The sequence below is a fragment of the Bifidobacterium sp. ESL0728 genome (genome assembly GCF_029392015.1).
In the GTDB taxonomy this organism is placed as follows: Bacteria; Actinomycetota; Actinomycetes; order Actinomycetales; family Bifidobacteriaceae; genus Bifidobacterium.
Window position 1 is genome coordinate 548,295 of record NZ_CP113925.1, and the last position, 19,232, is coordinate 567,526.

Annotated in this window: 14 protein-coding genes; 11 read left to right on the forward strand and 3 right to left on the reverse strand. The window is 51.6% G+C overall.

What is annotated here, in order from left to right; all coding sequences use genetic code 11:
• Positions 1–100: 100 nt before the first annotated feature.
• Positions 101–1,330: an oligosaccharide flippase family protein gene (locus OZX67_RS01825; RefSeq protein WP_277143626.1), complete on the forward strand. Its 1,230-nt coding sequence runs from the start codon at positions 101–103 to the stop codon at positions 1,328–1,330.
• A gap of 985 nt (positions 1,331–2,315) precedes the next feature.
• Here the strand turns inward: OZX67_RS01825 and OZX67_RS01830 are convergent.
• Entirely contained in the window at positions 2,316–4,130 is a 1,815-nt protein-coding gene (locus OZX67_RS01830; protein ID WP_277143628.1) for a phosphotransferase, read from the reverse strand.
• Between the two features lie 156 nt (positions 4,131–4,286).
• Here OZX67_RS01830 and OZX67_RS01835 point away from each other — a divergent pair, with 156 nt between their 5' ends.
• The 8 genes from OZX67_RS01835 (at position 4,287) to galE (ending at position 15,056) form a co-directional block, all read left to right on the forward strand.
• Complete coding sequence (locus OZX67_RS01835) at positions 4,287–5,099, forward strand: LicD family protein (RefSeq protein WP_277143630.1); 813 nt, start codon at positions 4,287–4,289, stop codon at positions 5,097–5,099.
• Positions 5,100–5,581: 482 nt separating this feature from the next.
• Positions 5,582–5,848 (forward strand): hypothetical protein, encoded by a 267-nt coding sequence (locus OZX67_RS01840; RefSeq protein WP_277143632.1) that lies wholly within the window; start codon positions 5,582–5,584, stop codon positions 5,846–5,848.
• A gap of 15 nt (positions 5,849–5,863) precedes the next feature.
• A complete protein-coding gene (locus tag OZX67_RS01845) occupies positions 5,864–7,189 on the forward strand; it encodes an MFS transporter (protein WP_277143635.1) in 1,326 nt (441 codons plus the stop codon).
• 92 nt (positions 7,190–7,281) lie between these two features.
• A complete protein-coding gene (locus OZX67_RS01850; protein ID WP_277143637.1) occupies positions 7,282–9,462 on the forward strand; it encodes a hypothetical protein in 2,181 nt (726 codons plus the stop codon).
• A 150-nt stretch (positions 9,463–9,612) separates the two neighbouring features.
• Complete coding sequence (locus OZX67_RS01855; RefSeq protein ID WP_277143639.1) at positions 9,613–10,311, forward strand: NUDIX hydrolase; 699 nt, start codon at positions 9,613–9,615, stop codon at positions 10,309–10,311.
• Between the two features lie 66 nt (positions 10,312–10,377).
• Positions 10,378–11,400, forward strand: a complete 1,023-nt coding sequence (gene rfbB, locus OZX67_RS01860) for a dTDP-glucose 4,6-dehydratase (protein WP_277143641.1) — start codon at positions 10,378–10,380, stop codon at positions 11,398–11,400.
• A 190-nt stretch (positions 11,401–11,590) separates the two neighbouring features.
• The gene (locus OZX67_RS01865; RefSeq protein WP_277143643.1) at positions 11,591–13,540 is read left to right on the forward strand and encodes a polysaccharide deacetylase family protein; all 1,950 of its coding nucleotides are present in this window, start codon (positions 11,591–11,593) and stop codon (positions 13,538–13,540) included.
• A 496-nt stretch (positions 13,541–14,036) separates the two neighbouring features.
• Positions 14,037–15,056 carry a UDP-glucose 4-epimerase GalE gene (galE, locus tag OZX67_RS01870; RefSeq protein WP_277143645.1) on the forward strand — a complete coding sequence of 340 codons (1,020 nt, stop codon included), beginning with the start codon at positions 14,037–14,039 and terminating at the stop codon, positions 15,054–15,056.
• Positions 15,057–15,207: 151 nt separating this feature from the next.
• On the opposite strand, the gene OZX67_RS01875 is transcribed toward galE, so the two are convergent.
• Together OZX67_RS01875 and trxA are read right to left on the reverse strand one after the other, a co-directional pair.
• Positions 15,208–16,209 carry a G5 domain-containing protein gene (locus tag OZX67_RS01875; protein WP_277143647.1) on the reverse strand — a complete coding sequence of 334 codons (1,002 nt, stop codon included), beginning with the start codon at positions 16,207–16,209 and terminating at the stop codon, positions 15,208–15,210.
• Positions 16,210–16,620: 411 nt separating this feature from the next.
• On the reverse strand, positions 16,621–16,971 hold the full coding sequence (gene trxA, locus OZX67_RS01880; RefSeq protein WP_277143649.1) for a thioredoxin: 351 nt from the start codon (positions 16,969–16,971) through the stop codon (positions 16,621–16,623).
• Between the two features lie 160 nt (positions 16,972–17,131).
• Here trxA and OZX67_RS01885 point away from each other — a divergent pair, with 160 nt between their 5' ends.
• A complete protein-coding gene (locus tag OZX67_RS01885) occupies positions 17,132–17,764 on the forward strand; it encodes an NUDIX hydrolase family protein (protein ID WP_277143651.1) in 633 nt (210 codons plus the stop codon).
• A gap of 322 nt (positions 17,765–18,086) precedes the next feature.
• Positions 18,087–18,932 (forward strand): alpha/beta hydrolase, encoded by an 846-nt coding sequence (locus OZX67_RS01890; protein WP_277143653.1) that lies wholly within the window; start codon positions 18,087–18,089, stop codon positions 18,930–18,932.
• Positions 18,933–19,232 lie beyond the last annotated feature (300 nt).

Consider the following 19,232-nt stretch of genomic DNA (forward strand, 5'->3'; position numbering starts at 1 on the left):
CTAAAATTCCACCCGTACGTTGATCTAAAGAATGAAGGAAGTGTCGAATGGAGCTATATATTTGCAGAAAAAATAGCTCCATAAGGTTTAGTGCCTGACTATGAGTAGTATACGCAAGAATCTTTTCTCGCAATACGGGTTACAGGTAGCCAAATACTTATTCCCCTTCATTACACTCCCATATCTTACGCGAGTCTTAGGGCCAAATCAGTATGCTGTACGCGCTTACGTACTTGCTGTTATGAATTTCATGGCAATCTTCCTTGATTATGGTTTTACTCTTTCTGGCACAAAATCTATTGCAGAAGATAATGGGAACATTGAAAAATTGCGTCAGCACACTTCATGCATTGTGCTATTGCGTGGAATTCTCTGCGTCGTTGGAGCAGTAATACTCGTTTGTCTCGTACCATTCCTTTCAATCTTGAAGGAAAATATTCTATACGTCATCATCGCCTATTTAGGAATTTGCTTCAAAGCCTCGCTGCCTGATTTCGTTTTTCAAGGCCTAGAAGACATGGGTATCATTACTCAACGTTTCGTAGGGTCACAAACTGTCTCTACGTTACTAATTTTCGCCCTCATTCATAAGCCATCAGATTTATTATTAGTTCCGATTTTCGAGGGTGTCGCTTCACTGATAGCATTTATCTGGTCTTGGGACAATGTAATCAGGGTTCGTTCTATTCATTTTACTAAAGTCAAGTTCGATTTTATATGGTCTGTCTTTAAAGAATCAACTATTTTCTTCTTGTCAGATGCAGCAACAACAGTTTTCAATGCTTTTACAACGATGATGATAGGTGCATACGTCACCGATCAAGTGCAAATATCCTATTGGTCGTTGGCGATGACCGCGATCACAGCTGTACAATCTTTGTACAACCCGATAATCAATACTCTATATCCTCATATAGTAAAGTCTCGCGACATCAAACTGCTAAAGAAATTCCTCTTCTACGGCATGATAGTAGTAACCATTGGCTCAATTCTTTTTGCGCTTTGTTCAAAACTCATTATGTTCGTTTTAGGCGGCCGGCAATATCTTGCGGGAAGTTACATCATTGCACAACTTGCGCCGGTCCTTTGGCTTTCATTCCCTAGCATGCTTATTGGTTTCCCGCTTCTAGCCGCAGTCGGAAAGGTCAGAGAACTTACTTTCTCGTCAATTGTTTCTGCGATTTTCCATATTATAGGGTTGGTAATTTTAGGCATCAGCGGGTATTTCTCTATTACCGCAGTAGCCATCCTTCGTTCTTGCACCGAAGCAGTGATGCTCGTACTACGTAGTTATTTTACAATACGAACAATAAAGGAAGAGGGTCTATGAAACTCTGGCTCTATCTAGATTCATTGCCCGTGAAATCCGTAAATTGCTCTTCGACATGAAAGAATCGAGTAAGTGAACAAATCGAACATAATCAACTGAATAATAAGAATAATTTTTGAAAGTCAGCGTAATTATTCTTATTCTCCTGATATTTTGTGCAGGAGAATAGTGTTTCTCTTTGGGTTTCGGACAAAAAGAGATGGTTGTGATTGGGGAGGGGTTGAGGGGTGAAGAGACGTTTTATCCTATTGTTTTCTTCGGAATTTCACGACTTTCTAAATAGCGCAGAACGGTGTAAGGACAAAGTCGGTGAAGGTGAAGCGTTGCCCATTGTGTGATGGAACTGCGTAGAAAAACGAGTATATCTGAGAAGATGTGCAGTTCCAGCGGTACTTGGAATGTTGAGTCAGAGATATCTTCCATGGCTCTGAGGCTAGAACGTCATACCCCTAACTAGAAGAGGGCTTGTTTTGAATATAGTATTCCTCGTTATTTCTATGGCGGGCCGACATCACATTTTAGAAACGGACATTATTCACGGTGACGGGTGTCTCGTACGTAGTTGTTTGGCCCGAACGACATCTTCGATTTGCCGCTGAAACGCATGATTGAAGATGAATGCGATATGCCCTGATGCGATTGGGGTGAATGAAATAACATAAGAAAAGCTCGCACCTCGACTCGGAGTGTGCTTGATGTCTACTTCGACAACATCGAACATGAAATTGATAGAGCAAAGAAAGAAAAGCGGAAAAGGAGACAAGATTAGGTAATGAGCATGATTTCGACTGCAGAATTGACTAGGATGAATTTTGCACATGTCTTATGCATTCCGGTGTAAGAGACTAGGCACCAATCCCAATGAGCCAACTTTTTGGGCATACTACAGCTCCTGTTCTGATTGTACTCAGAGAAAGTAACGAGGTGGGCGCGACGCCCAAAGCAACGGGTATCGCGCCCACCGAGAGTGGTATTGCATCAGATTTCAGGACTCATCCTTTTCGTACAATTCCAGCGTACGATCGAGATACCCTGTGGCGTAACGGAAATAGATATAAGGCCATTCATTCAGCACATGGCCTTCGGCCTCCATGGCAAGCGCCCATACATACCAGAACCAGCCGGCCAGCTGTATATGGGCATAATTGTGACGCCGTTCGCTGAGCGTGGGAGTGCGACCGAAGTAAGCAGCCATCGCGGCGTCGACCTCGTTTTCATCAAGTTGGCCGGATACGCAGAATGTGCCGAAGTCGTTGGCGTAGTCGCCCATACCGGCAAATTCCCAATCGATGACTGAGTAGGAACCATTTTCGTCGATAAGAAAATTAAGAGGCAGGAAGTCGTTGTGGCAAAGGCATATCGGGGCCTTGTCGGCGCGGACATATTCTGCGACACGTTCCACTTGTGCAGCCATCTCGTCAAAACCGGGGATGTCGATAGGGCCCTTTTCGCGGAGTAGAGCCTCATAGCGCTTGGCATCCGTATAAAAGTCGAACTGTTGATTAACGGTTGCGCCGCTTTTGTGGAGCTTGCGTCCTATCTGCATGGCATGCGCCACTTGGTCGCGGTCGTGCGGGTCGACATTGCGAGCGTGGTCGACAAAATGCGAAATCTTCCAGCCGCGCTCGGGATCTTCGTAAATGAACGTGGGGTCAAGACCGAGCTGTTTGGCGGTTTCGTTCGCTTCCACCTCCGCGCGACGGTTGATCATCTCATCCGTTCCTGTGCCAGGGTGGCGGTACACGTATTCACCGCTGTTCGTCGAAAAGTGGCATGACAGATTGGTCAGGCCTTGTTTAAGAGGGTATACATCATGGATTTCCTCTTTGTCGCAGTGCAGTGTGCGCTCGATATTATCGAAAATATCCATGTCGACATTCTGCAGGAAATCCGGATCAAAGGTCCGTACCTCATCCAGTGAGTCGAATTCGTAGATGCTGCCGTCTTTGTAAGGACGCAATTCCATGTCGAGTTCCTTGATGTGCTTGACATAGATTGCATCCCAGAGTTTGTCGGTGCTTTCGGGCAATTCGTGTTCGGTTTCGAGAATGGTACGGAACTTCTGTGAAAAAGCCCGGTCAAAGTATGCCTGACCGATCATGTACCATGCGTCGGAGCCTCCCTCTTCCGCCCACATGATGCGTCCATGCGGACCTATAGTCATGCACCATTCCTCGGTGTGGCCCTTGGAATATTGGCCGGCATAGTAGGCTTTCCATACATATGGTTCGAAGGGGTTGATGGTGAAGTAATTGTCGGACGAGCAGATGTAGGTATTGGCCAGTTGATCGCGCACGCGCCAGAGCGTTCCATTGTTGTTGCGCGTTGCATATTCGTCGTTGATTACGATAGAAACGCCAAATTTCTGCTCAAGATAGAAGAAGAACTCCTTCTTATAACCCACCACGACGGTGATGTCGTGGATGCCGGCGGCTTGCAATTGCTTGATCTCACGTTCGATGAGAATCTCGCCGCGAACTTTCAGAAGCCCCTTGGGTTTCTCGTAGGAAATGGGGGCGAACCTTGATGACATGCCTGCTGCCATGATGATGGCGTTGTCTACCTTATAGGGAGCAAGTGCTTCAAGGCCAGCAGGCGTGATACAGGAATCCGCGATGTAGCCTGCATCGGTGAGCTCTCCTATGGCTGTGTTGACGCTACCGAGGGAAAGACCGGTCTCTGCCGTTATGAGACGCTGCTGTGCGTTGGGGTGAGCTCGTAAGTAATTGAGGGTTGTGAATTGTTTCTTGGACAGCACTGGAGCCTGATTTCGTTGAATTACAGTGACGTTCAATACCATATCACTCATACGAGAAAATGAACATGCGAAAGGGTGGGTCATAGTTGATTATTGTTTGAATCAATGCTGGATATTCTTGTTGCAACCTCCTTCGCAACGATTATGTTAGACTGATGTGTGTTTTGTTTTACGAAGATATAAACAGAGAGAAGAATTATGAAGTATTTATCCCATAAAGAGCTTCAACTTGAACTGTTTAATCTTCTTTGTAAGTTCGATCGCTTTGCCGCTGCAAATGGTTTGCGATATACGTTGGATTCCGGGACAATGTTGGGTGCTGTGCGGCATAAAGGTTTTATCCCCTGGGATGATGATATAGATGTGGCGATGCCTCGTCCGGATTTTGAGAAGCTGCTGGAATTAGCTTCTTCAGTACCCGAAGATGTCCGGTTGCTAAAACCGATAAGTTCAGGTTTTCCTTTTCCGTTCGCAAAGTTTTGCAATAAAAACATCCGTTGTGTAGAAGACTATGGTCTGGCTACGTACGATGAATATTTATGGGTTGATATTTTCCCTTTGGATGGCTCGCCCAAAGATGAGCTTCTTGTCCGTCAACAATACGCGAAAGCAGAGAAACTGCTGAATAGGGCTACTCGGAAAATCGGGAATTCTAAGGGATGGAAAAAATACCCCAAGTATATCTACCGTTCGTTATGTAAACCGATGGTTGCCATGGGTGTGCTCCATTCTTCCAAAAGCGATTACGAAGAGGTCGTTCGTATGGCTCGTAGCGTTCCTTTTGGCCGATCGGAATACTGTCGTAATCTAGTCTGGATGCCATTCCCTGTTTCTTTTTATCGTACGGATGATTTTGATGCGATGACTGAATTGGAGTTTTGCGGGCATGAATTCCCCAGCGTCGCGCATTGGGATGAAGTATTGACAGCAATGTATGGAGATTATATGCAACTTCCCCCAGTCGAACAAAGAGAGACGCATGATATCCATGCATGGAAGATTAACCTTTAGGGACATTATTGCAGATTTATCAATGCGATCAGATTTGCTTGCTGTCTTTAACATAATCTGAAGATTATAGGCATGGATGTATGCCCAAAGTAGCCTCAAAGTTTTCTGCAATTCGACGTAAAGTGACTTGAGGTTATGCCGAAAAGACTTGGGGTTGCTTTCTCGATTTCTTGGGATTGGTTTTGGCGCACGTTTTGTTGCTTAATGTTTTCATTCTTGGTTGGGTCATGAGTCCGTGTAATATGTCGATTCGGTTAAACGTTATTGGTCGATGGATGGCTATTCGCTGAACTTCTATGGAGGGTTATGTGCTTTTCCGGTCTTAACCGAGTCTCGGAAAATGGGAGTAGGAAGGTTGTTCACGTTGGATGTAAAATGACGTTTCAACAAAGTAAAGGTCGGATGGCAAGCCGATAGCTGTACAAGGTGGTCAAGAGATTCAGCATATTGCAAACACAGTATGTTCTGTTCAAAGGAGCAAAATGGCGGTATCGACTGTCGGGACATTTAATTTGCTGCGCAACAGACCCAATAACAGCGTTGAACAGGTGAAACTTCTGAAGGAGAGGGGAATAAATCTCTGCGCCTTCCAGGAGATCGACCATCAGAACTATCGTTTCGGCGCCGTGAAATTCAATTCCATCGACGATATACTTACCACCAAGAACGTAAAGTTTGGTGATATCAAGATGATTCCCTCTGATCTGTCTGATTGTCAGCCGTTTATCACCACCATGGAAACTCTGTAGTTTAAAGGAACTTTAATGGCAGACAACAGTTTTATCAGAAGCAAACTCGCCTCGCTCGGTTTCTCGACGACCAAGCTGCTGGAGTATCTGCTCGTAGCCGGAAGTGCCGCGACGATGTATCTTTTTGTGGGTTTGCGCGGCATTCTCTATGAGCCATTCAGGCATGGGCTCGGTTTGACCAATGCACAGCTTGGCACTCTTATGAGTATCGCCGGCTTCGTACAGATTTTTGGTTATGTTGCTTTTGGCTGGCTTCAGGAGCGTATGAACGTTCGAAAGCTTCTTACGTTTGATATGCTTGGCTATGGTCTTACCGGCTTGTTCCTTGCGTTTACCCATAATCTGCCGTTTGTAGTGCTTATTTGCTGCTGGATATTGTTCGGTATTTTTGGCGACGCGATGTATTGGCCAACCATTCAGAAATCCATCAAATACATCGGCGGGAAACATGCCCAGGCCAGGGCATTCGGCATTATGGAATCCATACGTGGCATCGGCGGCCTGATCGTCGACAGCATCGATGTCATCATATTCACCGCCCTGCAGGCCAGCGTGGGTGTCTTCTTCGGCATCAAGGCCGCGATGACTCTCAACGCTTCGATTACGACGCTTTTCGGCGTTCTCATCTGGTTCAAGATGCCGAATGACTTCATGGACGATGTCAAGGGCAGGTCGATTGACGGAACCGGCAAACAGAAGATCAGCTTCCGTATCGTCCTCAAGGCCATCAAGATACCGGTTGTCTGGGTTACCGGTCTTGGTTCCGCTTGTGCTTATATCACCTATATCTGCGTGAGTACTTACTTTGTGCCTTATTTGCAGCATTCGTTCGTGATGGCTGCTTCGCTGGCAGCTGTTTTCGGCATCGTCAATGTCACCGCTGTCAACATTCTCGCAGCGGCGGTGTCCGGTATTATTTCCGACAAGTTTTTTAAAAACAGCGCAAGCTGGATGGCTATTTGCTTCACGCTTATGGTTGTCTTCATCACCATCACCCTGATGATTCCGAAGCAGAGAAAGTATGTGGTTCCGGCCATGATCTTCTTGCTTTGTACGACTTTCTCGTGTTACCTTATCCGAGCTGTGTATTATTCGCCGTTGGGCCAGTACGGGGTGCCGGATGAGATTTCCTCGACAGCCATGTCGATTGCCTCGTTCTTCGGCTACAGTCCGGTATTCTTTGCCTATCCCGTCTTCGGCAGGATTCTCGATGCTTATCCAAACAACAAAGCCTACTCCATCATCTTCACTGTGCTTGTGATATTCAGCGTTCTTGGTATCGTGCTCAATTTGATTAATTCTAAGGTAATCAAACATGGTTACAAGCCGACTATTGCTTAAGTAGAGAATCGACGTGCAGCGGGGAACGTGAATGTGGTTTTCTGCTGTACTTCACCATAATGTTTTGAATACCGACAATTACACTTGACTTTATGAACGCAATTAATGACCAGACGACGATGGTTGCGAATTTCGATTCTATGGAGCAACTGAAGCAGTGGATGCGTATTGCCGGTGATCTCAAGATTTGGGCCAATGGAGTGCCGAAAGCTGAGAACAGGTCAGACGGGGTGTCACGAGCTGGGGGCGAAGGCGGTGCCGCCAGGAAGGACGCTGCCGAAGTTTCGTCTCGGTTCCTGCAGCCTGGGGTAAACCCCACGACCGGAGGCCCGGCCCAGCCCGCGTCTCTTTCCGACGGTTTGTGGGCGCAGTCGTCCGTGAAAAATAATTGCGAGAGTCTGCTGAATACTTATCCGCAGTTCGCCTCGTGTTTTGCGGGCATCATCCGCACAGCGTATCTGTATGCCCCGAAGATTGTGGTGACGGTCGCCGATCTGTTCGATGGGGTGTTCTTTGTGGCGTTGGGGCCGAAGGCGGTCAACGGCATCCTCGGGACCTCCTACAAGGACGGGGCGAAGCTTGTGGTTTCCGGTTGGGAGGCCACGCTGGAAGAGAACCTGGTCTCGTTCGTCCTCGACAAGGACCGCGAGCGCGTCAACGAGAAGACCTACTGCACGCTGGATGGCAGGCTGCTCGGAGTCGGGAAACTCGAACAAGCCTCACTGGGTTGGGGCACGCATCTTGCGTCGACTGCGTTGGGAAATTTATGGTATCAGAAAGAACGCATACAGAAGGCATTCCAATCTGAACAAACGCGATCGGCGGGAACGGGTGTTGCCCGGCCGTTGGTTGATGTGCTTATGCAGGCACTGTATCAGCAGCGTTTCGATGAACTGATTCGATGCGGGATACCGGATGATGAAGTGGATGCTGTGTCTTCAACTGCAACAATGATGCGGTTCTCCGAGTTTTTGGCAAGACGCTGGCAGGAATGGCTTGATGCCGAAAAACGTGGGGAGATTAGCTATCAGCAGCAAAAGAACCATGAATTTTCAGAAAGATTCAAGAACGTGATTCAGTCCACTCCGGTCCAGAAAGCCGTTGATGGCTTTGTTTACGACGCGGATTCCTACGAAGATCCCAGTGTGGAGCTGCCTGTTCTCAGCGAAGATGCGAAAAAGCGAAAGGCGGCGACCGATGAGATTGCCTCGTATGATCATAAACGCAGACGGGCCATGGTGGCGCGGATGGTCGTCGAGAACAATATGTGCAAGCGTAGTGAAGCGCTGGAATTTTTCAAGGATGTTTACGAAAATAGCGGCGGCGTCAAAAACGGAAAAGACGAAGAGGATAAACGTGAGGAGCATAAGTGGTTCGAAGGTTGGTATGAGTACATCTATCAGAAAGCCATGGCCGATCATATCGGTGAATGTCTGAAAGCCGATGCTGAAGAGGCAAGGAAACTCGTGCGCAACGGACGTGAAAACGATGACCCGGGTGGTGCGGCGAGAGAAAGCAATGGCCTCCCGGCAACCCAAGAGTGCAAAGAGAACCAATCCGAAGAAGGCTTCTGCAATCTGATTTACGTCAGCAACAGGGAAGAAAGGTCCAAAGAGCAGGACCTTTCTTTCGTCAAAAAAGTCTGGAAGAACATTAAAAGGGCTGCTTCTGCTGCGTGGCGCTGGGTAAAGCGTGTTCTGAAATGGAAAGAGATTCCCAAAGACATCGATTCCGACGATCTTGACGGGCAAATCTTTGTGGAGAACTGTTTCCTTGATCGTGTAAGGGAATTGGCGAGGGTGGCTTCCAAGAATATGGGGAAAAACAGGAATGCAAAAAAGGGAGAGGAGGATAAGAAAGACAAGACAGATGGTATCCATACGCTTTTTGGTCCGGTGACCGATACCCTGCGTCACATGCCGCATAGTAAATTCCAAACATTCTGCTATGAATCGCGGGGAGCGATTGAAAGGTGGCGACTGGATGGCACCGACAAAGACAATACCCGTGATGTCGGCTACTGTATTATGCAAGCCGGCAGCCAGCATACGCTTTCCAGCCAGGATGCGGGGTTGAAGGAGGATACGGCGCTCGCATTGGTGCTTGCTCTTGTGGCGGTGCTGATTGATTTGGTTCTGCCCGGCAACGCGTTGCCTCTGGTCTTGATGGTGCTTCTTTCTTGGATTATTTCCACCCTTCCCAGTCTCATCACTCTACATCGGTGGAAGAAAGAAGTGCAGTCCAGTGGCCAGACTGTTCTCATTGACGGGTGATAAAACGTGGAATTCGTTGGTTTCATTAGCCAAATCGAAAGTGACAGGGCTATGCGGAACCGGCTATTCTTGTGATAAACATGTCGTGAATGGATGGGTTGCATGCTTCGAAAGACATCTTGGATATGGGTGTAATGGGAAGGTTTGAATATGTCGGCAAAATCTGATTTAAACGATGATGTATTTGGGGTTGAGGACGGTGAAATTCCTCTGGAACTAAGCGGCGAACGTCAGGTGTTTCGTGAGCAGGGCGGCGCGGATTTCACCGTGACGGCGGTGGATGCTGTAGCCAAGCGGACCGGCGAGAAGATGACGCTCCATTTCGCTTCGGTCAAGGATGACCGGCCGGGAGCCGTGTGCGTCGCGGTTTTGAAGGCTGCACAAGACTCTGGACTCGAGGACCGCTACCTTGTCGCACGTCACTGGCGGCCGTCGGTGAAGCAGTGGGAATGGGAATTCCCGCGCGGCATGGGTGAACCCGGCGAAACGGTTGAGGAGACTTCGGTGCGTGAGTTGCATGAGGAGACTGGGATTTCTGCAGACGTTGCACAAGTTCGGGTTTTGCAGATTATCCATGCCGATACAGGCGTGTTACGCGATAATGTCGCAGTGACCGGAGTCGAATTCCGCGATGACGAAGAGCGCAGGGAAGCTTTGACCAAGGTACCCGAGGAAACAGACAACGGCGAGGCCTGTTCCGATTCGCGGGTCTCGCAGCCAGGACTCGACTGGGAACTTTCGCACATGCGTTGGGTAACGGAAACCGACCTTAAAAGGTATATCGCGCAAGGCGGCATTGTCGACGGGATTACGCTTTCATCGTTCTTCCTTTATTTGTTGCACAAGTAAATTTGTTGCCTGTTGGATATGTAAATTTACTTAAGAATATATTTTTATTCGAAAGGTTCGGTTTTGATGGCTGGATCATTATTTGTGCCCAAGAACATTATTGTAACCGGCGGATGCGGGTTTATTGGCTCGGATTTCGTGCGCTGGGTGGCGAAGAACCATCCGGAAACGCACGTCACGGTGCTGGACGCGCTGACCTACGCCGGCAATATCGAGAATATCGCCGGGCTGCCTGAAAACCAGGTCGAGTTCGTGCACGGCAACATCTGCGACGCCGATCTGCTCGACAAGATCGTTCCCGGCCACGACGCCATCGTGCATTATGCGGCCGAGTCGCACAACGACAATTCCATCGCTGACCCGGAGCCGTTCATTCAGTCCAATATCGTGGGCACGTACCGTCTGCTTGAGGCGGCGCGTAAGTACGACGTCCGCTACCACCAGATCAGCACGGACGAGGTTTATGGCGACCTCGCGCTTGACGACCCGCACCGCTTCACGCCTCAGTCTCCGTACCGCCCGTCCTCGCCGTATTCGTCCAGCAAGGCCAGCGCCGACATGCTGGTGCGCGCCTGGCACCGCACCTACGGCCTCAAGACCACGATCTCGAACTGCTCGAATAACTACGGCCCGTACCAGCATGTGGAGAAGTTCATTCCCCGTCAGGTCACGAACATCCTGGACGGCGTGCGTCCGAAGCTCTACGGCAACGGCCTGAACGTACGGGACTGGATCCACACCGAGGACCATTCCAGCGCGGTCTGGGCGATCCTCACCAAAGGCAGGATCGGCGAGACCTACCTGATCGGCGCGAACGGCGAGCGCAACAATCTTGACGTCTTGCACGACATCCTGCGCGTGATGGGCCAGAGCGAGGACGCGTTCGACTGGGTGCGCGACCGCCCCGGCCACGACCGTCGTTACGCCATCGACCCGACCAAGCTCATGACTGAGCTGGGATGGAAGCCGAAGCACACCGATTTCGAATCCGGCCTCAGACAGACCATCCAGTGGTATACGGACAACGAGGACTGGTGGAGGCCTGCCACGGCGGCCACCGAGGCCAAGTACAAGAAACAAGGCCAGTGATCTTGCAAAAGTGCATCGGCAATTATGGTCAGCTTATGCACGAAAGAGGATTGTTATTTATTTTGTTAAACCGTCTGTACTTCGAATCTCCCGGTTTTCTTCATTTCCACCTGATTGTGTAGTGTCTTACTTAGATGGTGACTACCGTTGAGAGCGCGGAGGAATCCGCATTGGCAGATGAAGGGAAACGATGACACGCAGGAGGAATAAGCGCAGGAAGCCTATATCTGGTAAAGCCGTCGTCACGCGCGGCGACAAAGCCGACTTTGCTTACGACGATGTGAACGGTGTCAAAGACGTTGCCAATTATAACGAAGTCCGCCAAAATGAGGCTGATACCAGCCGTAAAGAAAAGATTAAGAGCCAGATTGTTTCTGGGAATGATAAAGCGGTAGGTAACGATAAAGCGGTAAGTAACGATAAAGCGGTAAGTAACGAAGCAGAAACTAGTGACCGCGCTGAAGACGATAATGCCGACAATACGGACGAGGCCACTCAAGAGGCCAACGCAGATAATAAAGACGGAACTGGTCATAAAACCGGAGCTGTTGCTGGTTATAAAACCGAAGCTGATAATGGCGGCGAAGGTGACGTGGGCGATTCGGGGAATTCGGAAGATGTTGGCCACGCTGACGATGTAGATAGCGCGGATGGCCCGGATGACGCGAGCCGCGATGTGGCTCCTGATGCTGCTGATCGAGATGTTGCTTCCGGCGCCGGCGATGGTAATGATTCCAAAAATGCCGATGATAATGAAGATGACTACTCACTGGAGTCGGGCCGAGACGCGACATCTGCTGGACCTTCCTCGGAACCAGCTTCCGTCTCATCTACAGAACCAGAAGAAAAGCCCTCCGGAGAGACGCCTATCGAGGAACTGTCGATCAAGGTGGCCAAATCCTCTAAGATGCCCAAGTGGGCGCGCGTCTCGCTTATCGTTGCGCTCGTTCTCGTCGTTGTGCTCGCGCTTACGGGCGTCGGGGCGTGGGGCTACAGCCAATTCCGCCCTATCACGGTGAGTGTCAATGGTGCCGAGCAGAGGGTAAGCGCCAATACGTCTCTTGGTAAGTTGGTGGCAGATAACGATAATTTCGGTGCCAAGCCGGGCATGTTGCTTTCTGTTTCGGGCAAGGTCCTCAAAGGGGCGGGCGGCGGTCCGGTGAGATATACACTCAATGGTAAGGAAATCAAGGATGCCAACGGAGCCAAGGGTGCTGAGGCTACCGGCTCTGCGAAAAGTGCGGGAAAGAGTGATAAAAGTTCCGCGGTGAACGCAGCCAATGCTTCCACAGACCTCAATAAGGTCAAGCTCACCGAAAACGCGAAAATTACCGTAAAAGACGGTAAGAACCTGACCGAGAAGCATGATGTTCAGCGTACGATGATTCCGTTCGGTGTCAACGTCAACGGCCATGGTGTCATACAAAAACTCACTCAGAAGGGCGAACAAGGCAGGCAGGAAGTGTGGACCGGCAAGATTTCCGGCGAAAAGGTCGACAAAGGCGTGGTCAAGCAGCCGAAAAACGTCATTGTTGATACGTTCTCGCCCAAGCCGGCAAGTCACAAGGTGGTCGCGCTGACGTTCGATGACGGCCCCAGCCAGTACAGCGGACCTATTCTCGACATCCTGAAACAGGAAGGTGTCAAAGCCACGTTCTTCGACGTCGGCAATGGCGCGGCGGCATGGCCGCAATATGAGAAGCGCATGGCGGCTGAGGGCCACCAGGTGGCCAGCCACAGCTATTCGCACCCCGACATGTACAAGCTCAACCCCGATCAGCTGCGCGAAAACATCACGCAGGGCCTGGCCAGCATCAAGTCGGCTTCCGAGGTCACCACCAGGATGCTGCGGGCTCCGTACGGCAATTTCGGGCCCAACCAGTGGCTTTATGTCAGCGATCTGCTTGATTATAACGTGATATGGACCATCGATACGCAGGATTGGAAGAAGCCCGGTGCGCCGGCGATAGCCAATGCGGCGCTTTCCAAGGCATACAACGGCGCCGTGATTCTGATGCATGACGGTGGCGGCGACCGGACCGAGGATATCGCGGCGCTGCCTCAAATCATCGACGGCCTCAAGGGCCAGGGCTATGAATTCGTTACCATCGATCAACTCATGGCGATGGACGGCAAGTGACGGGGTGCGGCTTTCCGTTTGTGGTGAGGTTTCCTGTTCGTGACGTGGCTTCCTGTCTGTGCTGAGGATTTTCGGGCTTGCGGTGAGACCTCTCGGTCAAAACACCAGGTGAAAGCAGCTTTTGCAGGCAGTGACGTCTCGATCGGTAATGTCTTGGACTCGTTTCGTTTTATCGGTAATGGCAGTGACGCATTGGTCAGTAGCGTTTAAACCAATTTTTTTGTCTTGATGATCTATCGGTCAGTAAGGTTTAGAACGGTTTTGGCTTGAAGGTTTCATCTCGAACGGCGATGTTTGGGGCGGTTTCGTATCGGCCGTTTTCGTTTTTATTTGTTCGGTGTCGGAGATGCTAACATTGTTGAATACTGGACGGCATTTGCGCTCCGATTTGACAACACGCAAGCGATATAGATGTTGCAAATTGTTACAAAGCGTGTGTACTATATGTGTGTTAATGTTAAGTTTTGTTAGGTTACGACACAATTAAGGAGCAAAAATGACAACTGTGTTGGTTACCGGGGGAGCCGGATATATCGGCACGCACACCGATGTGGAGCTGCTGAACAAGGGGTACGACGTCATCAGCGTCGACAATTACGTCAATTCCGTGCCGGAAGCGCTTGATCGCGTCAAGACGATCACCGGCAAGACCGTGAAGCGTTACGACGGGGACGTGCGCGACGAGGAGCTGATGAACCGCATCTTCGAAGAGAACGACGTCGACTGGGTCATCCACTTCGCGGGCCTCAAGGCTGTGGGTGAGTCTGTCGCCAAGCCAATCGAATACTACGACAACAACCTGACCGGCACCATGGTGCTGCTGAAGGCGATGCGCGACCACAACGTCAAGAAGATCATCTTCTCGTCGTCCGCCACCGTCTACGGCAAGGCCGAGCATCTGCCGCTCACCGAGGAAAGCCCTGTCGGCGGTACCACTAACCCATACGGCACCTCGAAGCTCTTCCAGGAGCAGATCCTGCGCGACGTCTATGTTGCCGACGATTCATGGACCATCGTGCTGCTGCGCTACTTCAACCCGGTCGGCGCGCACTCCTCCGGACTGCTCGGCGAGGACCCGAAGGGCATCCCCGCCAACCTCACCCCCTACATCGCCAAGGTGGCGCTGGGTGAGCTCAAGGAAGTCCAGGTCTACGGCAATGATTACCCAACCCCCGACGGTACCGGCGTGCGCGATTACATCCACGTCGTCGACCTGGCCCGCGGCCACGTTGCGGTGATCGACAAGATTGAGAATCCGGGCGTTTACACCTACAACCTCGGCACCGGCCACGGCTACTCCGTCCTTGAAGTCATCAAGGCCTACGAGAAGGCCGCCGGCCACAAGATCCCGTACGCCATCAAGCCACGTCGCCCCGGCGACATCGCGGCTTGCTACGCGGATTCCTCGAAGGCAGAGCGTGAGCTGGGTTGGAAGGCTGAGCTGGGCATCGATGAGATGGCCGCTTCGTCTCTCAATTGGCAGACCAAGAACCCGAAGGGCTTCCGCAAGGACTGACGTTTCTCCAATAAGTTCTAATAGACCGATAGTTAAGTAGCCGCCACCGTGTGCATGCATGGTGGCGGCTACTTTTCATTTCAAATACAAATTGGGGCTTCCGGCGTGTAACCGGAAGCCCCAACTGAAAAGATTTACGCTACGCTGGATTTTAGTAGCTGTGGGCCGTCTGCCAGTGGGCGTAGGCGCCTTGCACACCGCCGTAGCGTGCGCAATAGCCCCAGAACCACTTGAGCTGGGTCTGATAGTTCGTCGCCCAGTCGGCACCGGCGCTTGCCATCTTGCTACCGGGCAGTGCCTGAGGCAGGCCGTAAGCACCAGAAGGATTCTGTGCATCGACTCGCCAGCCGGATTCGTGGCTGATGATGAAGACGGTGGCGGTGAAGTCGGCTTCGGAGCCGCCGTTGGAAAGCAGGTAATCATGCGCCCACTGCTGCATCTCGCCGACAGGAACGGTGGAGCCGATGTTCGCGGCTGCGCTGGAAACGGAGGAGCCGGAGCCAGTGCCTACAAGAATGACCTTGTCGACGGGAGCCTGACGCACGAATGAAGTGAATACGTTGGAGGAGATGGTCTTCTGACCGGCCTTGGTGACGAGGCTCGTAGTCTCCATCACACCTTCCTGGCCTTCGGACTCAACCTTTTGCTGGCCCCTGGGCAAATCGGAAGTTTCCTTGGTCACGACGTTGAAACCAATGGGAGCCTCTGTTGTCTCGAGATTCGCGTCTGCACGCTCGATGGTGATGACGGTGGATTCGTTGACCTTGGTCTTGAGGCTTGGGTTGACGACGTCACCGGTCTCAAGGGTGATGTCGCCCTGGTCGAGCACGGACTTGACGTCGGTGAAGTGGGAGCCGACCACGGCGCGGTTCTTGCCGTTGATTTTGACGGTGACGTAGGTGTCGCCGGCCTTGCCGCCGCGAAGATCCTCGCGGTCGCTGCCACGGGAAACGCCCAGTGCATTGGCATCGGTGGCCGAATACGAAGTGACGCGATTGACGGAATTCTGGCGTGCTTCATGGGAATGGACGGCGATGACGCTGCCGCCCACTAATGCCACAACCGCTGCTACGCCGGCCGCGATCTTCGTCCACTGGCGTTTGCTCAGCGACCTCAAGGTCTTGGTTTGCTTACGGTGGTTAGCCTTAGCCATTTGCCTTAAATACTCCTAAGTAGTCCTACAGTTTCAATGCGTCGAACAACCGACGCACTGCACAACTCTCATCTCAAATCTCTTACGCGCGTATCTGCCGCGCGGGATGCAACGCCACAACTTCTCAATCCAGCTTGGCGGGTACATCACTACATTACAAAACAAACATAATTATAACGCGGTGGCACGAAAAATCTTTTGGATAAACGGTCATAATATAGTGAATTTTGATAATGTGAATTACGTATTACTATCTGAAACGCTGTTATTCTGTCGATTTGGTAACAAATATGCCGATAGCCAAACGTTGCTGGCTATCGGCATATCGCTTTACGTGAAAATGTTCAAGAGCTGCTCAAGATTGGTTTGAATTGACGAACCTGAACATTTCCTGCCTTAAGTTTGAGGATTTCAGGCGTTGGCGCCTTCCTTGGCATCGACATCAAGGGCGCGGGCCTGCTTGATGACCTCGTCAAGGTCGGAGGCGCGCAGTGCGCCAGCCTGCTTGAAGATGATCTGGCCCTTCTTGGCGATCATCAGCGTAGGGACGGCCTGAATCTCGGCCGCCGTGGCAAGGTCCTGGTTCTGGTCGATGTCGACCTTGCCGAAGACGATGTCGGGATTGGCCTCGCTGGCCTTCTCGTAAACCGGGCCGAACGCCTTGCACGGGCCGCACCAGGTGGCCCAGAAATCAACGAACACGAGGTCGTTGCTGGTAATGGTCTCTTCAAAGTTCTTTGCCGTCAAAGTCTGCGTTGCCATGATTATGGCTCCTTCCGCTTGTACGTTGCACCATTTCGTGGGCTTACCCTCGTCAACGATGTAATATTCAGTCTCTCAGTAAACCCCAACATTGCTAAGCCAGTGACGAAAAGGTCAGTCACTTCGCGCATTCGTCAGGCAGTGAAACGATAATGGAGCCATGGCAGTCTTGAATGATGAAGTGCCCGACGAGGGCGATTTCGATGCGGGGCGGCATCGTGGCGAATTCGATGGCATCACACCCGAGGACTTTGTGCGCGGTGGCAGCAACGGCAATCCTCCGGGCTGGCTGACGCCGCACGATATCGACGAGGCGCGAGCCAAACTGCCCATCGTCTACGCCGAAGTGGTTCCGGTGCGTACCGACGAAATGGGTCGAGTTTCCGAGGTCGGCTCGCTTCTACGCGTGCGCGACAGCGGTTCGGTGGAACGCACCCTGATCACCGGCCGCATTCTTTTCCATGAGACCATACGTGAGGCTATCGCGCGCAACATAGCCAAGGATCTGGGCGACCTTGCCCTGCCGATTCTTCCCGCGAGCCTCCAGCCCTTTACCGTCGCGGAATTCTTCCCGACCCCCGGCATTTCCGAGTTCTACGACCCGCGCCAGCATGCCATCGCGCTGTGCTATGTGGTGCAGATTTCCGGCGATTGCAAGCCGCTCGATCCTGCGTTGGACGTGGAATGGTGCGAGGTGGATAGCAAACAGCTCGACACATTCATCGCCCAGATGTCCGGTGGTCACGGCCAGATTGTGCGCCGCGCGCTCTCGTGGTCCGGCGTCGAGGAATAGTCGTTTGGTGGCGGCGTTTGATCGCATGGCATATATGGAAAGTTTTGAGACGACGGACTCGATGCCTGCGAGTTGCTTTCAGGGACTTTGCACACCTGCCGTTGGTGTTGGGTTGGGTCTCTCGGAGTTCCTGTGAATGACCTTGCTTTGCTTGTTTTGAACGTTTTCGGCACTTGGTACGGCTTTGTCAAGAAAAACGAGATTAAGTTCAGATTGAAGATTTGAGATAGTCTCGCGTGCCCGGTCTTGATTCGGCAAAGAGTCCATATGCATGGATTATGGCCGTTCTTACAGGGCTTATCGGTTTTATAGGAAGTGTTGTATGAATATTCGCATTAATAGTAAGGTCTATCGTTCTGGAAAAGCCATTCCGCTCATTCTTCTGCACGCCTTTCCGGTGGATGCGCGAATGTGGGATGATTGCGCGGCAAGCCTGATCAGGTTGGGCGATCAGCGCGGGGTGGCACCGTTCCCGATCTGGGCCCCGGATACGCCGGGTGCAGGCGACGCCTCGATTCCGGATGCACAAGCTACCGGAACGATTGCCGAGGACGGCGCTTACGTCGAGGCGATGGACAAGGTGGCCGAAGCCTACGTTTCCGTCTTGCATATCACCGGCCACGAAAAGGCCATCTGGGTAGGCCTTTCGATGGGCGGTTATATCGCGATGGATATTGAGCGTCTGTTCCCCGAAACCGTTGCCGGACTTGCCTTATGCGACACCACCACTACTGCCGACAGCCCCGAGGCCCGCGTAAACCGTCTGAAAATTGCCAAAACTTGCGAAAGTGACAACACCGTCGAGCCGGTGATGCATTTCGCGCGTCCGCAGGAAGGGGATTCCACCATCAAACGAAGTCAGCCGTTCCAGGACTTGCTGACCGGTTGGATTCGCGACCAGCGTCCGGAAGGTTTGACGTGGCGCGAACGTATGGCAGCCGGCCGCGTCGACACCACCGACCAACTGGCGCGCATTACCGCTCCCGTGGCGATTATCAGTGGCGAGAATGACCCATCGAGTCCGCCTGCCAAGATGCGGCCGATGGCCGACGCCATGACCTCCCCGTCCGTCGCTTTCACCTCAATCCCGGATTGCGGGCATTTCAGCGCCGTCGAGCATCCCGATGCCGTGGCGAACGCCCTGCTTGATTTGGTCGAACGCGTATAAGCGGTTGCCGGTTAGCCCGTGGCGTTTGATCGCTGTGACGCTGCTGTTTGGAAGGTGCGAGTTGGGTGGGTTAAGGTGCGTTTTTCTGACGCTGCTGTTTGGAAAGTGCGAGTTGGGTGGGCTAAAGTGCACTTTTGTGACGCTGCTGTTTGGAAAGTGCGAGTTGGGTGGGCTAAAGTGCACTTTTGTGACGCTGCTGTTTGGAAAGTGCAAGTTGGACTGGCTAAAGTGCAGTTATTTGACGCTGGGGTGCAAAAAGTGCATCTTGAGGAGCAAACCCCGCTGTCGTTGCTCGATAAT